The organism is Aliivibrio sp. S10_S31, from assembly GCF_014694495.1.
Classification (GTDB): Bacteria; Pseudomonadota; Gammaproteobacteria; order Enterobacterales; family Vibrionaceae; genus Aliivibrio; species Aliivibrio fischeri.
Genome location: NZ_JAAUWR010000007.1, coordinates 95,346 through 112,399, shown reverse-complemented (window position 1 = coordinate 112,399; position 17,054 = coordinate 95,346). Strand labels below are relative to the sequence as shown.

Below are 17,054 nucleotides of genomic sequence, written 5' to 3'. Positions count from 1 at the left end.
GTCGTAAATTTGATTACTTCATCATTCCTACTAATTCGTCAGCCATAGCGATAGCAGCTTTTCGATTTGGAAGATTCAGTTTTTGATACAAATTACGAATGTGAGTTTTAATAGTGGTTGGTGCAACATCAAATTCAGCTGCAATTTGTTCATTACTAAAGCCAGAATAAATAAGACCTAACACTTGCCATTCACGATGGGTAAGTGGGCTTGTTCTTATTAGTTCGGGAACCTCTGGTGTATTTAATACTTTTTCAATAAAGGTTTCATCGAAGTGAGCTGAACGAGAGCGTTCATTATTTGATAGCGCTTTCTGTAATTGTTCAATTCGATGTTTTTCAAGCTCAGTAACATTGCCTTTTTGTTGTAATTTCCCAAGGGGTTTTAAAACGTTTCGTCCCGCCATTAGAAAACTACCAATGATCCCTGTTTGGTTTGACTGCTTAATTGCAAGGTGCATTGCTTCAACGGCTTCATCAATCTGTTTGTTTTCATACAGTAAAATGGCAGCTAAGATCGCATTACGATTGATATCAGTGATCAATTTATGTTGTTGAGCAATAGTTTGAGAGGTTTGCAGTGTTTCAATTGCTGTATCAATATCACCTAGATGGAATTGAGCTCGTGCAATGTTACGCCATTGCAGTTGGGTAAAGTGATTACAGCGAGTTTCTGGTCTTTCTGCTTGGGCTAACCAATATTGAATGGCTTCTGAATTGTTTTTCGCTTGCCAATAGAAAAGTTGAGCTGAAGAGGCATTTGCTTTCCAGTCAATATGATAATCAGATTGTCCAAGTAGTTGTTGGCATTTATCTAGATATCGTTCAGCTTTATCAAGTTCACCACGAGCAACGGCCAAGCGAGCAAGCATTGAGTAGCCACGCAAGTGCTTAGTTTCATCAAAAGGAGAGAGAACATCTAAGCCTTTCCAAGTACATTGTTCAGCTTCGTCAAAACGGAACCAGAACCAGTAAATTTGAGCTCGAGAGCGAAGTAAGAATTCATGCAATGGTAGTTGATGTAAGTCTTGGTCTTCAATTAATTTAAAACCATTATCTTGAAGGTCAAAAGCCGCTTGCATAAACCCTTGTGCCATTAAAATCTCGCTTTGTTGTAAGATTGCCCACAAAGCTTGATGATAGATGCCATAGGTCATGGCCATTTTTTCAGTTTGTTGCATTAGAGCAAGTGCTTGTGCAAGGTTTCCTGAAACGTGGTGATATTCACCAATAACAGATGTTGCGACGATGCGACTGCGGTATTTATTGGTTTCTAATTCTTCAAGTGCTTTTTCTGCAAAGGCAAGTGCAGCTTCAGGTTCATTTTTATTGATGGCAACCTGTGCTCGCAGTGCATCAATCTCTCCTTGCATATGCCTATCAAGAACAATATTTCTATCCGCCATTTCACGTTGTGCTTCAGAGAGTAAATCATCTACTTGTAGATAATTATGCTGACTTTGAGCTAACCATGCGCGAATAATAACAAGGCGAGGAGAGGTAAATAATACCTCAGGACGAAGATCTGAAATGGTGGTCTCTAATAAAGAAAGTTCCCCATTATTAAATAAATGCCAGCCATGCTGCGTAAGTATATTAGCGATCAGAATATCATCTTTGGCGTTTTTCGCATGACGAAGTGCTTGATAGATATTGTCATGCTCAAGCCATGCTTCTGCTGCGTATTTTTGCAGGTCTATTTCTTCATGAGCTAGGTGGTTTTGTCTTTGGTGGGTTAAGAATTCAGCAAAGAGGTTATGGAACTTATACCAATCACCTTGTTCACCATTTGTATTAATAAATAATCCGAATCGGTTTAGATTTTCAATAAGCAACTGCGCATCTTTTCGTTGCGTTACCTTAGATAGCAGTGTGGTATTAAAATGATCAAAAACAGCACAACGCATTAAAAATTGCTGCGTTTCTTGATCCAAATGATCAAACACTTCTTCTGCTAAATAATCCCATAAGTGAGCATGGTTTAATTGCGCCATGACTTGTGCTGAATTATTTAAGGATTGATTATTTTGAATACTGTGCAGTGCAATCAATTGAAGTGCAGATGGCCAGCCTTCAACATGCTCACGAACATGAGTGATGGCTTCTTGGTCAATATTCTCATTTAGACGTTGATTGAAAAATAGAGATGTTTCTGATTGGTCAAACGCCAAACTTTGATTATCAATTTCAATTAATAAGTCTCTCACACGTAGATTTGCTGTATTTAGAGGTGGTTGAGAGCGACTTGTTATTACCAGTGTCAAATTATCTGGAAGGTGTTTTAAGAAGAATTTTAAGCCAAGGTGAATGGTGTCATTGGTAATTAAGTGATAGTCGTCGAGAACGATATAAGCTTCATCTTGAAACGAGATTAGCTCAGTAAAGACTTGTGAAAATAGGCTTGATAATGAAGCAAACTGACGTTTCTCAGTTAACGCTTTTGAGTGTGATAATTCAGTATGAGTTGCATTACTTATTGTTTGTACAAAGTATTTTGCAAATTTATATTCATCATTATCACTCTCATCTAGGCTATACCACCCAGTAGCGTCTTTGTCTGATAACCACTGTGCAGCCATGGTTGTTTTTCCGTAGCCAGCCGGAGATCGAAATAAAACAAGTTTGTAATGCATCGCATTCTCTAGCGTATCTAAAACACGTTGGCGGAGAATGGCATTATGTAATCGTCTTGGAAAATGCAGTTTCGATGGTATTAACATAATTATTGTTCTTTTAAAAAATACTGAGCTAATTATCCTCAATAATGAGATTTAATCTATCCACTACGCCCTATAAATGTGATCAAACCTTTATTTTTATCTTGATGAATTTATACATGAGTTTTATTTAATACGTTTTTTAAATAGTTTTATTTAATCTTTAAATTTGTGACCTTGTTATCATTTTGTTTTTTATGCTGTAAAAACGTGTCCAATATCACGCAGGTTTTTACTGTCAGCCTACAAACTTTGAGTCGTGTCACACGCTATTTGATTAATTAGGACTACGCCTTTATCTCAGTCTTATCTCATCCCCCAAAAAGGAGGATGTGACTCTTATTCGAACAAGGCAGGATTGATAACAGTTGATTATGAACCTTCGTGAGATATTTAAGATGAAAACGAATAACATAGAGAAATTTGATAAAGCGGCGTTTAAAGCGTCAGTAAAGCAGCATTTAGTGACAACATTCGCCGCAGATGAAAAAACAGCGAGCGCTAAAGTATGGTATTTAGCAATGGGTAAAGCCCTAGCTGAATTAACGACATTTGATCTTGTTGCGACAGAAAATGATGACAAAATTAAAAACGCACGCAGCGTAAACTATCTATCTTTAGAGTTTTTAATTGGACGTCTAACGGGTAACAACCTAATTAGTATGGGTCTTTATGAAGAGATCACTGAAGCAATGGGTGAGCTTGGTTATAACTTAACGGATTTATTAGAAGAAGAGCGTGACCCTGCTTTAGGTAACGGCGGTCTTGGTCGTTTAGCTGCGTGTTTTATGGATTCATTAGCTGCGCAAGAATATCCGGCGATTGGCTACGGTTTGCATTACGAATACGGTTTGTTCCGCCAATCTTTTGAAGACGGTCGACAAAAAGAAGCGCCTGATGCGTGGTGTGGAGTTGAAGGCTATCCTTGGGAAGTTGCTCGTCCTGATTTTGCACAGCAAGTTGGTTTTTATGGTCATGTAGAAACGTACACTGAAAATGGCCAAGAGAAACGTCGTTGGGTATCAGGTATGTCAGTTGAAGGTATGCCTTGGGATTTACCAATTGTTGGTTACCAAAGTGATACGGTTTACCCATTACGTTTGTGGGAATGTCGTGCAAAAGCACCGTTTAGCCTTGCAAGCTTTAATAATGGTGATTACTTTGAAGCGCAACACGCCTTAATTGATGCTGGTAACGTAACGAAAGTTCTGTATCCAAATGATAACCACGAGAAAGGCAAAACATTACGTTTGATGCAACAGTATTTCCACTGTGCGTGTTCTATTGCAGATATTTTACGCCGTCATGATGCTGCAGGTCATAAGATTGAAGATCTTTCTAAATATGAAACGATCCAATTAAACGATACACACCCAACAATTGGTATTCCTGAGTTAATGCGCGTACTTATTGATGTTCGTGGTTTATCGTGGGATGTGGCATGGGAAATCTGTTCAAACACGTTTGCTTATACCAACCACACATTGTTACCTGAAGCGTTAGAGACTTGGAGTGAATCACTGATTTCTCGACTTCTACCTCGTCACATGGAAATCATTTATCAGATTAACTACCTATTCTTAGAAGGCGTGAAACTGAAGTGGCCAGGTGATGTAGATAAATTACGCAAGTTATCAATCATCGAAGAAGGCACACATCGTATGGTGCGCATGGCGAATTTATGTGTGGTTTCATCTTATGCCGTGAATGGTGTGGCAGCACTTCACTCTGAGTTGGTTAAGCGTGATTTATTCCCTGAATTTAATGAATATTTCCCAGGAAAACTAACGAATGTAACTAACGGTGTTACTCCTCGTCGTTGGCTGAAATTCTGTAACCCTGGTCTTTCAAACCTTATTTCTGAAAAAATTGGGAATGAGTGGCCTGCACATCTTGATCAACTGAGTGATATTGCTGTTTTTGCCGATGATGAGAAATTTCAAAAAGAATTCATGGCTGTGAAAAAACAAAATAAACAGCGTTTAGCTAATTGGGTTCAAGAAAACATGGGTATTGAACTAAATACCGATGCGATCTTTGATGTGCAAATTAAGCGTTTACATGAATACAAACGTCAACATTTGGATTTATTAAATATTCTTTCTTTATACCATCGTATATTGAACGAACCTGGTTTTGATATGCACCCACGTGTGTTCTTCTTTGCAGCAAAAGCCGCGCCGGGTTACCACTTAGCAAAAGAGATCATCTTTGCAATTAATAAAGTGGCAGAAAAAGTAAATAACGATCCTCGTGTGTCTGATTTACTGAAAGTTGTATTTATTCCTGATTATCGTGTGAGCATGGCTGAAATTATCATTCCAGCTGCGGATGTATCTGAGCAAATTTCTACAGCAGGTAAAGAAGCATCAGGTACAGGTAACATGAAAATGGCGCTAAATGGTGCATTGACTGTTGGTACGATGGATGGTGCAAACGTTGAGATCCGTGAAGAAGTCGGTGACGAAAATATCTTCATCTTTGGTTTAGAGGTTGATGAAGTTGAGGCGTTAAAAGCATCAGGTTATAACCCGTATAAGTACTATGAAGCCGATTCATTATTACAAGCATCATTAGATTTATTAGCTGGTGATGAATTTACTCCGGGTAAAGTGGGTCTGTTATCTGCAATTCGTGACAACCTATTGTATGGCGGTGACCCATACTTAGTTCTTGCTGATTTTGCTGATTATGTTCGTGCTCAGAACGACATTGATGCAGCATATCGTGACCAAAAACAGTGGGCGAAAATGGCTATTTTAAACACTGCTTTGGTTGGTAAATTTAGTTCAGACCGCAGTATCCGTGATTATGTAAATAACATTTGGAAACTGGAATCAGTAAACCGTTAATTAATAAAATTATAATATGAGGGCAGTATCGTACTGCCCTTGGAGAAAAGCGATGAAAGATAATAACAATGTACTCCATCAAGTCGCAGAGCTGGCAGGGTTAAAAAATAGCTATGTAAGTGCCTGGGGCAATGAAGCAAAAGTCAGTGATGAAACCTTAATTCGTCTACTGGCTTCTTTAGGTTATGACACTAAGAATGATAAAACACTCTTAAGTTCAGCTGAAAAGAAACATAAAAAAGACGTACTTTCTACTGTGCAGGTTGTTCGTGATAATGAACCGCTTCAAGTCGAAATGAATCTTGGTAAAAGTGCTCGCATCAGTGAATTTAGTTGGAAAATCACCACTGAAGAGGGTGAAGTATTAGAAGGGTACTTACAATCTCAAATCGTTTCAGACGAGCGTGAAAATGATGGTACATTGTTATTCTCTTTACCAACTCTGCCATGGGGTTACCATAAATTAGAAGTGATTCGTAAGCGTCGTAAAGCACCTTATGAAATGACATTAATTGTGACGCCAAAAGCGTGTTTCAAACAAGAAGCAATGCTTAAAGGCAAAAAAATGTGGGGTCCAAGCGTTCAATTATACACATTGAGAACACCGCATAACTGGGGTATTGGTGACTTTGGTGATCTTAAGCAACTCGTGGGTGATATTGCTGTTCGTGGCGGTGATTTTGTTGGTTTAAACCCGATTCATTCACTGTTTCCTGCTAACCCTGAAGGGGCGAGCCCATACAGTCCATCATCTCGTCGTTGGCTAAATATTTTATACATTGATGTATGTTCAGTTCCTGAGTTTGCACTGTGTAACCAAGCTCAAGAGTTGGTTGGTAGTGCAGAATTCCAACAGCGTTTAGCTGATGCTCGTCAATCTCATTGGGTGAATTACTCAGAAGTCTCTGCTCTAAAAATGAGTGTACTTCCATTGCTATTTAGCGAGTTTAAAACTCGTCATTTAGATAAGAAAAGTGCACGAGCAAAAGCGTTCTTAGAGTTTGTTGCAGAAGGTGGCGAGAGCTTATTACATCAGGCTGCATTTGATGCATTGCATAACAGCTTATACAGCCAAGATAATAGTATTTGGGGCTGGCCTGTATTCCCTCATGAATTGCAGCACTTTGATAATAAAGGTGTGCAAAAATACATTGCAGATAATCGTGATCAAGTTGATTTGTATATGTACTTACAATGGGTGGCATTTACTCAAATTAACGATGTGCAACAATTTGCAGAAAATAAAGGCATGGATGTTGGTTTGTATCGTGATCTGGCTGTTGGTGTTGCTGATTCAGGTTCAGAGACGTGGGCTGATCACGGTAGCTTATGTCTGGATGTGAGCATTGGTGCGCCACCAGATATTTTAGGTCCATTGGGACAAAATTGGGGATTACCACCTTTAAACCCTCATACGCTAAAAGAAACAAGTTACGAAGCGTATGTTCAGTTGCTACGAGCAAACATGAAAGCGTGTGGTGCGCTTCGAATTGATCATGTATTGGGCTTGTTACGCTTATGGTGGATCCCTAAAGGTGAAGATGCAACTAAAGGCGCTTACATGCATTATCCTGTAGAAGATATGCTGTCTATTCTTGCGTTAGAAAGTCATCGTTATCAATGTTCTGTGATTGGTGAGGATTTGGGTACAGTACCTGATGAGATTGTTGATTTGCTTGCAGAAGCAGGGATTCATTCGTACAAAGTATTCTTCTTTGAAACGTCTGAAGACGGTGGTTTCTATTCACCAACGCATTATCAAGAGCAATCAATGTCGGCATTATGTACGCATGATATGCCAACGTTACGTGGTTTCTGGCATTGTGATGATTTAAAAATGGGTGAAGAGATCGGTTTATATCCAGATCCTGAACAACTAAAAGAATTGTTTAATACTCGTGCGGAATCAAAACAAGAGATTTTAAACAGTGTCGATTTCCATGGGTATTTACCTGAAGGTGTGGGCCGTGATGCTTCGTTTGTTCCTATGGATAGATACTTAAGTGATGCGTTGCAATATCATCTTGCAGCGGGATCGAGCACACTTCTCAGTTTACAGCTTGAAGATTGGCTAGAAATGGATAAACCAGTTAACATACCGGGAACGGTAAATGAATATCCAAACTGGCGTCGTAAACTGTCTGTTACTCTGGATGATATTTTTAATCGTCCGCAGGTTAATGAATTAACCAAACGATTAACCGACATTCGCGCTCAAGCAAGCCAAAAATAAAAGGAGTATTTACGTTGAACTTACTTGTTGAACGTAAAGAAAAGGACATCTACATGCAGCTCGAAAGGGCTGCTTTTTCTGATCCATTTTCTTTTCTAGGTCCACAATATCAAAGTCAAACCACTGCACTACGAGTTTGGCTTCCAAGTGCCACATCGGTAAAAGTACGATTAGCTGATCATGTTGAATATCAATTGCTTTCAGACCCGAAACATTCGGGTGTTTTTGTATTAAATGAAAGCATTGATATGACAGAAGTTCATTATCAATTAATTATCGATTGGAATGGAACGGAACAAATTCTTGATGACCCATATCAATACCACAATATTTCCCCTACGGATGCGCAAGTTCATACACCAAAAGAGATGTATAACCATTTAGGTGCACATCTATTTAGTGTTGTTCGTGACGGTAAGCAAATTCAAGGTGTACGTTATTTAGTTTTTGCTCCAAATGCTTCTTCAGCTAGTGTTATTGGCGATTTTAACCAATGGGATGGTCGTCGTCATATTATGCAACGGATAGATAACGGACTTTGGGCGTTATTTATACCTGAACATGCTGTTGGTACTAAGTATAAATTTGAGTTAAAAGGACCAAATGGAGAATCACTTCCTCATAAAATGGATCCTTATGGCGCTCATAATGAGCAGTATCCATCATTTGCATCGGTGGTATATGATCAAACCTCTTATCAGTGGAATGATGCCAAATGGCAGCAAAGACCAGTAACTGAAAAGCAAAAAGAAGCGCTTTCATTCTATGAACTGCATGCAGGGTCTTGGAAGAGAAATGAAAATGGCGATTTCTTAACCTATCGTGAGTTAGCTGAGCAATTAATACCTTATATTTTAGATATGGGTTATACGCACATAGAGTTAATGCCAGTATCAGAACATCCATTTTATGGTTCATGGGGCTATCAACCAATTGGGTTATTTTCACCAACTAGCCGTTTTGGTACGCCTGACGATTTTAAATATTTTGTCGATCAATGCCACCAAGTTGGCATCGGTGTTGTATTAGATTGGGTTCCGGCTCATTTCCCATCGGATTCACATGGTTTGGCCAATTTTGATGGAACATCCTTGTTTAATGATCCAGACCCTCGTCGTGGATGGCACAATGATTGGCAGAGCTTTATTTATAATTATGACCAACCTCATGTGCGTGAGTTTTTAGTTTCTAATGCATTATATTGGTTTGAACATTTCCATATCGATGGTTTGCGTGTCGATGCTGTAGCATCAATGCTTTACCTTGATTATTCGCGTAATGATGGCGAATGGATCCCTAACTGGGAAGGTGGAAACCATAACCACGGAGCCATCGCTTTATTAAAGTGGATGAACGAAGAGGTGTATTCACATTATCCTAATGCGATGACCATTGCGGAAGAATCAACGGCTTTTCCTGGGGTTTCTGCTCCTACTTTTGCTGGTGGTTTGGGCTTTGGTTTTAAGTGGAACATGGGTTGGATGCATGATAGCTTAAATTACATTAGAGAAGACCCTATTCATCGAAAATATCACCACGATACCATCACTTTCCCGCTAGTTTATGCATTTAGTGAGAACTTTATCCTTTCGCTTTCACACGATGAAGTGGTTTATGGAAAAGGCTCAATATTAGATAAAATGCCTGGAGATGAATGGCAAAAAACGGCTAATTTACGTGCTTATATGGGATATATGTATGGGCAGCCGGGGAAAAAGCTAAACTTCATGGGGGCTGAAATAGCTCAAAGTGCAGAGTGGGATCATGATGGGCAATTACAGTGGTTCTTAACTCAATTTGAGCGTCACTCTGGTATGCAATCGCTAGTGCGTGATTTAAATAAATTATACACAACAGAGCCTGCGCTTTATCAAAAAGATTGTGAGCCTGCTGGTTTTGAGTGGCGACTGCAAGATGAAGCTGAAATGAGTGTATTAGCTCATGAACGTTTGGGTGATAATGGTGAGCGAATCCTTGTTGTTAGTAACTTTACACCAGCACCAAGAGAGGATTTCCGCCTAGGGATGCCAATCGCTGGTGAGTATGAATTGATTTTAAACAGTGATGCTCATTTTTACGGTGGCAGTGATTATTCTGTTATTAGTGAAGTCTCTACAGAGAAGGTTGAGTCTCAAGGATTGGCACAATCTATTGTTATTACGTTACCACCGCTTTCTACGGTCTTTTATCGTTTAAAATAACAAATCACAAGTATGAATGAAAAAAGCCCTAAGTCAGTTTCTGATTTAGGGCTTTTTATTAACAGAGTGAGCGGTCGGCTCTTATCTGAATTGGTATTAATTATCGTTAGGCAGTAAATATTCATCAAACCCAAGTCGAGTTAAATTTTCAAATGCTTGCCATACCTCATCGGGTATTTCTTGTGCTTCTTGATAACCTAATTTGGGGTAAACTTTTAAACGATGTAATTCACCTAATATAATACTTGCAATGTGGTCAAATGTAATTTCATCGGTAGGATAATTGATAAAACTAATATTAGGTGAGCTGATACAGAATTTTATATCATTCCAGTTTTTTAAGAATGTCGCTAATAATCGACGTTCCATATAAGGCTTCTGAACTAAAATAAGTGATGCAACCGATATATCTTTTTCTTTTAATAATGCTTGAGTGAAAAAGATATTTTCACCTGTATTTGTTGCTTTTGTTTCAACGATAATAGCAGAGGAGGGTACTCCCATGTCTTTTGCTACATTTGCAAATGTTTCTGCTTCACTTAAAGTGAATAATCCTTCTGTAGCTCTGCCCTGAGCCCCTGAAAATATAAGTAATGGTGCATAACCATCTAAATAAAGCTGAGCTGCATGCTCCGCCACCCTTAGATCGTAGCTACATAAAACAAAGATTGCATCTGATTTTATAATCTCTTGATTTACAAGGTGATAATCCCAAACTGTTTGCAACTGCTTAAAAAGACTTACTGCCATATCTACACTTCCTGAAAGCGAATGAGGAGAAATAATTGCACTGAGATAGTTAAGTTTCAATACATATTTTAAAGTACGCATGATTATATAATGGCTTGGTAAAATTATTGTTAACCATTTGTGTTGCTTATAGTTTAAAAATTGAGCTAGAGCACAGTATTGAATGAATCTATTTTGCAAGTGAATATAAACGAAACATTTCACAGATTTGTAAATAATTTATGTTAACTTAATCTCAAAATAAAGAATTCAAGAAATTCTATCTATATTAATAATAATCTCAGGGAGAACACATGGCTGGTGTATTAGGGATGATTTTGGCTGGTGGCGAAGGCTCACGTCTACGTCCATTAACGGAATCAAGAACAAAACCTGCAGTACCATTTGGTGGCAGTTATCGCTTAATTGATTTTGCATTAAATAATTTTGTAAATGCAGATTTAATGCGAATTTATGTATTAACTCAATTTAAATCTCAATCGCTTTTTCAACATATGAAAAAAGGTTGGAATGTGAATGGAATAACCGACCGTTTTATTGACCCTGTTCCTGCTCAAATGCGAACAGGTAAGCGTTGGTATGAAGGAACAGCTGATGCAATATATCAAAATATCAGTTTTATAGAATCAACAGATCCTGAACACGTATGTATTTTTGGTTCTGATCATATTTATAAAATGGATATCCGCCAAATGCTTGATTTTCATAAAAAGAAAAAAGCAGCATTAACGGTATCAGCACTACGCATGCCTGCAAAGGATGCCTCTGGCTTTGGTGTTATTGAAGTTGATGAACATGGCAAAATGATCGGTTTTGAAGAAAAACCATCAAACCCTAAATGTATTCCTGGTCAACCTGGTATCGCTTTGGTATCAATGGGTAATTACATTTTTGAAGCAGAAAGTCTTTGTAAAGAATTGATCCATGATGCGGCGCTTGAAGATTCTTCACATGACTTCGGTAAAGACATCATTCCTAAAATGTTTCCTGAAGGCAATGTTTACGTTTATGACTTCAGTACGAATCATATTACTGGCGAGAAGAAAGAAGTTTATTGGCGTGATGTGGGTACGATCGAGTCGTATTGGGAAGCTCATATGGACTTATTAAAGAAAGATGCACCATTTTCTTTATATAATCGTAAATGGCCGCTTCATACTTATTATCCACCATTACCACCTGCGACTTTCTCTGATTCAGATAATGGTCGAGTGCAGATCATTGATAGTCTCGTTTGTGGTGGTAGTTATATCCGTGGTTCACGTATCGAAAAGTCAGTACTGGGTTTTAGAAGTAATATTGCATCCGCTTGTGATATTAGTGAAAGTATTCTGTTAGGTAACGTAAAAGTCGGTAAAGGCTGTGTTTTGCGCCGAGTGATTGTCGATAAAGGTGCGGATATTGCTCCTGGAACTGAAATAGGTGTAAACCTTCAAGAAGATAAGAAAAAATACCACGTATCAGATGAGGGTATTGTTGTTATCCCTAAAGGAGAGAGAGTTGGTTACTAAGACGCTATCAATTGTATTTGTAGCATCTGAAGTTGACGGGTTAATAAAAAGTGGAGGCTTGGCAGATGTTGCCAAGGCTCTGCCTAAGTCATTAAAAGAGCAAGGGCATAATGTTCAGATTGTTATGCCTGCTTATAAGACGATTGCTGGTCGAGATGATGCTGAAATTATTCTAACGACGCAATTAGAGCGTTGGCCTCATACTGCATATCAAGTTAGATTGCTTAATGTTGATGGGATTTCAGTCTTTGCTGTCGAATCTGGAGATTATTTTGAACGTGCTGAAATGTATGCTGAAAATAATCAAGCCTATGCTGATAATGGCGAACGTTTTGCTTTCTTTAGTGCTGCGACATTAGATTTGCTTCCTAAATTACTGGATAAGAAACCTGATATTATTCATGTAAATGATTGGCATACAGGGCTTATTCCTTATCTATTGAAAAAACGCTATGCAGGAAACGAGTTTTATCTCCAAACTCGAAGTGTATTATCAATTCATAATGCAGTGTTTAAAGGTATTTTTCATTATGATGAAATTGCTTGTTTGTCTGAATTTAAATCTCATTTTGTTCCAGAAGCAGCGGTAAGTCATACGCATGTTAGTATGCTCAAGGCTGGGGTTCAGTGCGCGGATAAAATTAATGCAGTGAGTCCGAATTACGCAAAAGAGCTACTTACTGAGCTAGGTTCTCATGGTATGGCAAGTGACTTTCAAGATCGCGAATCAGATTTGATTGGGATTTTAAATGGCTGTGATTACAGTGAATGGAACCCAGAAAAAGACAACTATATTCCTAAGCAATTTAAAGTAAATCGAATAAGTATGGTTCGGGGTAAAAAGGCGTGTAAGATTGCGCTGCAGCAAGAAGTATCATTACCTCATAAAGACGTTGCTATGTACGGTATGGTTTGTCGTTTGACTAATCAAAAAGGCATTCAGTATTTGTTACCTATTTTAGAACAGTTTCTGAAAAACGATTTACAACTTGTCATTGTAGGCACTGGAGACCCCGTACTTGCTGCTCGTTTAACTGAAATAGCACAAGAGCATAGTGACAAGTTTGCTTTTATTGAAGCATACGATAATAAACTTGCGCATTGGGTAGAGGCTGGTTCCGATTTCTTTATCATGCCATCAGAATTTGAACCTTGTGGCTTAAATCAGATCTACAGCATGGCTTATGGTACTTTGCCAATAGTTCGTGAAGTAGGAGGGTTGAAAGACAGCGTCAATAACTACGATGATGATATTGAAAATGCGACAGGATTTAGCTTTAAAAATCCTGAACCTATGGAGTTATTAGTTGTTCTTATGCGTTCATTATTACTTTATAGCCAAAACCTCAATGAAGTAAAACGAGTTCAATTACACGCAATGAAACAAGATTTTTGCTGGAATAAAGCGGCACTAAAATACGTAGAAATGTATCGAACAGCTATAAATAGCTAATAAATAATCAAAAATGAATAAACTTTTAAAGGAAGGCGTAATGTCTTCCTTTTTATTTTGCGGTAGATCATGCACATTTTGATTCTAAGGTATAGAATAACGCTCTTTACTGGCTAGGTAATGTATCGTGATTTCAAAACTTCCTAAATGGGTCGAATACGGCACCTTCTTTCTCGCTTTATTAGCAGGCATTACAAATTCTGTTGGCTTACTTGGTTTCCAACATCAATCTATCTCACACTTATCAGGGACTGCAACATTATTAGGCACTCAATTACTTGGGTTTAATGATACGACTTGGCACTTATTATTTATCATTATTAGCTTTATTCTTGGGTCTTCATTAAGCAGTTTGATTGTCGGTTGTTCAGCTTTAAAGCTTGGTCGTCGTTATAATTTTGCCTTAGTTATTGAAAGTGGACTGCTGTTTGCTGCAATGATTGTTCTTAATGAAGGCAGTCAGTGGGGGCACTATTTTGCTTCTGCTGCATGTGGTTTACAAAATGGTTTGGTTACGACGTATAGTGGTGCGGTTGTGCGAACGACACATGTAACTGGTGTATTAACTGATTTAGGTATCATGCTTGGAATGAAGCTTAAGGGAGAGCCTATTCACCATCGTCGATTAGCTTTATATCTTTATATTGCATTTGGCTTTATCTTTGGTGGCACCATTGGTGGGTATTTTTATCCAATATTAGAAATTAATACGTTAGCGATACCTGCAACATTATGTGCTCTATTAGCTATGTCGTATTCCATTTATTTGTATCAACACAAAGATATTTAAATTGGTTTAAAAATAAAAATGGCCGCTCAAATGAGCGGCCATTTTGTTATGTGTTTTATAAACCAGTGATTAGTTAGTTGGCTGAACTAGTGGCTTGTATGGGTTATCTGCTTTACGACACGCCGCTGTGGTGAACAGTACATCTGTTGAACTGTTTAGAGCCGTTTCTGCTGAATCTTGTACAACACCAATGATAAAGCCGATAGCAACAACCTGCATCGCAATGTCGTTTGAAATACCAAATAAGCTACAAGCCAGTGGGATTAGTAGTAGAGAACCACCAGCAACACCTGATGCACCACACGCAGATACTGCAGCAACAAGGCTAAGTAATAATGCTGTCGCTAGGTCAACTTCTACACCAGCAGTATTTACTGCAGCAAGGGTTAGCACTGTGATTGTGATAGCAGCACCTGCCATGTTGATGGTTGCGCCTAATGGGATCGATACAGAGTAGGTATCTTTATGTAGGTTAAGACGTTCACATAATGCCATGTTAACAGGGATGTTTGCCGCAGAGCTTCGTGTGAAGAATGCAGTTACACCACTTTCACGTAAGCATAAAAATACTAATGGGTAAGGGTTACGGCGAGTACGGATGTAAACAATTAATGGGTTTACGATTAGAGCGATGAATGCCATTGAACCAAGTAATACTGCCAATAGGTGAGAGTAACCTGCAAGTACAGCAAAACCTGTCTCCGCAAAAGTATGAGATACAAGGCCGAAGATACCGATTGGTGCAAAACGGATTACAACCGTTACGATTGCAGAGATACAGTTTGATAAATCAACAAAGATTTTTTTGGTCGCATCAGATGCAGAGTGTAAACCTAAGCCTAGAGCAATTGCCCAACCAAGAATGCCAATAAAGTTACCCGTCATTAATGCATTGATTGGGTTATCAATGATTTTAAATAATAGGGTATTAATAACTTCAACAATACCTTCTGGAGCGGTATTGGTTGCTGCGTCGATAACAAGAGTTAATGTGGTAGGAAAAAGAAAACTCATTACAACAGCAGTTAATGAAGCGCAGAACGTACCAACAAGATATAATACGATAACTGGTTTCATATTCGAGTTTTGTCCACGCTTTTGGTTAGCGATAGAAGCAGCAACAAGAATGAATACAAGTATTGGAGCAACGGCTTTTAATGCACTAACAAATAGTTCACCAAAAAGCCCTGCGGAGATAGCTAAATCAGGAGCTAATGTTGCCAAAGCAACACCGGCAATAATACCTATTAAAATTTGTATAACGATGTTTGTATTCATCATACGAACGAGTAATGGCTGGGCTTGCGACATATAAATTCCTTTAATTTTAGTACAACACACACCTTATCTGGTGCTTATGCGAAGAATAGTAACATTATTGTCTATTTTTTTGCACTAACTTGTTAAAGACATCTCAAATCTGCCGATAACCTATATATTAAAGTGTTATAAAAATCATCGTCGTTTATTTTGAACGGCATTATATTATTAAGTGAGCTATATCTATGAGTGGAATGTTAAATAGCGTTGATCAACGTACCCAGCTAGTGGGTGAAAATAGATTGGAATTATTACTTTTTAAACTTAATACCACTCAGATTTTTGCAATTAACGTTTTTAAAGTAAAAGAAATTTTAAAAGTTCCAGCATTAACCAAATTACCGGGTTCACACCATCATATATCAGGCGTAGCTAGTTTACGTGGTGAATCAGTGCCTGTTATCGATTTGCGTGGCGCCATTGGTATGAGACCAATGGGGAGTGAGGAAGAAACGAATTTAATTATTACCGAATATAACCGTACCACTCAAGGTTTCTTAGTCGGACAAGTACAGAATATTATTAATACAACGTGGGCAGACATTCAACCACCACCAAAAACCGTAGGTCGCAATAATTTTTTAACTGCGCTTACTCAAGTTGAAGTTGAACCAAATACAACACGTATTGTTGAGATTATCGATGTAGAAAAAGTGCTGGCGGATATTATTGATTATGACATTACTATTTCAGAAGGTGTGCTAGATGAGCGTTTAGCTGCTCATATGCATGGAAGAAAAGTGCTCATTGTTGATGATTCAAGTACAGCTAGAGCTCAAGTTCGAAATACATTACAACAATTAGGACTTGAAGTGATCGAAAGAAGTGATGGTCGCCAAGCTTTAGACCTATTGAAAAGTTGGTGTGATGAGGGCAAGAACGTTAATGATGAAATATTATTGATGATCACTGATGCCGAAATGCCGGAGATGGATGGTTACCGATTAACTCATGAAGTGCGAAACGATCACCGTATGAATGACTTATTCATTACATTGAATACGTCATTAAGTGGCAGTTTCAATGATGCCATGGTTCAAAAGGTCGGTTGTAACCGCTTTATTTCAAAATTCCAACCAGACTTGATCGTGGGTGTAGTGCAAGATCGTTTGGCTGAAATTATCTAGCAGTAAAAGCGTTACCTTTATATAAAAATGTACGCATTGTTACTTTTATGTGTAACAGTGTGACAAGAATGGTGTGTTTTGATATAATTTTGACTGTTCCA

At 38.3% G+C, this 17,054-nt stretch carries 10 protein-coding genes; 7 read left to right on the top strand and 3 right to left on the bottom strand.

Annotated elements, in window-relative coordinates; translation table 11 throughout:
- Positions 1 to 13: 13 nt before the first annotated feature.
- A complete protein-coding gene (gene malT, locus HC728_RS08180) occupies positions 14 to 2,719 on the bottom strand; it encodes an HTH-type transcriptional regulator MalT (protein WP_065640053.1) in 2,706 nt (901 codons plus the stop codon).
- Between the two features lie 395 nt (positions 2,720 to 3,114).
- Here malT and HC728_RS08175 point away from each other — a divergent pair, with 395 nt between their 5' ends.
- From HC728_RS08175 to glgB, 3 genes are read left to right on the top strand one after another with little or no spacing between them, the layout of a single operon-like run.
- On the top strand, positions 3,115 to 5,568 hold the full coding sequence (locus HC728_RS08175; RefSeq protein ID WP_065622610.1) for a glycogen/starch/alpha-glucan phosphorylase: 2,454 nt from the start codon (positions 3,115 to 3,117) through the stop codon (positions 5,566 to 5,568).
- Positions 5,569 to 5,620: 52 nt separating this feature from the next.
- The gene (malQ, locus tag HC728_RS08170; RefSeq protein WP_190395284.1) at positions 5,621 to 7,801 is read left to right on the top strand and encodes a 4-alpha-glucanotransferase; all 2,181 of its coding nucleotides are present in this window, start codon (positions 5,621 to 5,623) and stop codon (positions 7,799 to 7,801) included.
- Positions 7,802 to 7,854: 53 nt separating this feature from the next.
- The gene (gene glgB / locus HC728_RS08165; RefSeq protein ID WP_190395315.1) at positions 7,855 to 10,002 is read left to right on the top strand and encodes a 1,4-alpha-glucan branching protein GlgB; all 2,148 of its coding nucleotides are present in this window, start codon (positions 7,855 to 7,857) and stop codon (positions 10,000 to 10,002) included.
- Positions 10,003 to 10,098: 96 nt separating this feature from the next.
- Here the strand turns inward: glgB and HC728_RS08160 are convergent, their stop codons facing one another.
- The gene (locus HC728_RS08160) at positions 10,099 to 10,752 is read right to left on the bottom strand and encodes a YdcF family protein (protein WP_065622563.1); all 654 of its coding nucleotides are present in this window, start codon (positions 10,750 to 10,752) and stop codon (positions 10,099 to 10,101) included.
- 293 nt (positions 10,753 to 11,045) lie between these two features.
- Between HC728_RS08160 and glgC the strand changes: the two genes are divergently transcribed.
- The 3 genes from glgC to HC728_RS08145 all read left to right on the top strand — a co-directional run bounded on the left by glgC (position 11,046) and on the right by HC728_RS08145 (position 14,506).
- Positions 11,046 to 12,263 (top strand): glucose-1-phosphate adenylyltransferase, encoded by a 1,218-nt coding sequence (gene glgC, locus HC728_RS08155; RefSeq protein ID WP_012535032.1) that lies wholly within the window; start codon positions 11,046 to 11,048, stop codon positions 12,261 to 12,263.
- Entirely contained in the window at positions 12,253 to 13,716 is a 1,464-nt protein-coding gene (gene glgA / locus HC728_RS08150; protein WP_190395283.1) for a glycogen synthase GlgA, read from the top strand. The genes glgC and glgA overlap by 11 nt, the downstream gene beginning before the upstream one ends.
- A gap of 127 nt (positions 13,717 to 13,843) precedes the next feature.
- The gene (locus HC728_RS08145; RefSeq protein WP_065603659.1) at positions 13,844 to 14,506 is read left to right on the top strand and encodes a YoaK family protein; all 663 of its coding nucleotides are present in this window, start codon (positions 13,844 to 13,846) and stop codon (positions 14,504 to 14,506) included.
- A gap of 69 nt (positions 14,507 to 14,575) precedes the next feature.
- Here HC728_RS08145 and sstT read toward each other — a convergent pair whose 3' ends face one another.
- Positions 14,576 to 15,817 carry a serine/threonine transporter SstT gene (sstT, locus tag HC728_RS08140; RefSeq protein WP_017018812.1) on the bottom strand — a complete coding sequence of 414 codons (1,242 nt, stop codon included), beginning with the start codon at positions 15,815 to 15,817 and terminating at the stop codon, positions 14,576 to 14,578.
- Positions 15,818 to 16,011: 194 nt separating this feature from the next.
- On the opposite strand from sstT, the gene HC728_RS08135 reads away from it, so the two are divergent.
- Positions 16,012 to 16,953 carry a chemotaxis protein CheV gene (locus HC728_RS08135; RefSeq protein ID WP_005423206.1) on the top strand — a complete coding sequence of 314 codons (942 nt, stop codon included), beginning with the start codon at positions 16,012 to 16,014 and terminating at the stop codon, positions 16,951 to 16,953.
- Positions 16,954 to 17,054: the final 101 nt, after the last annotated feature.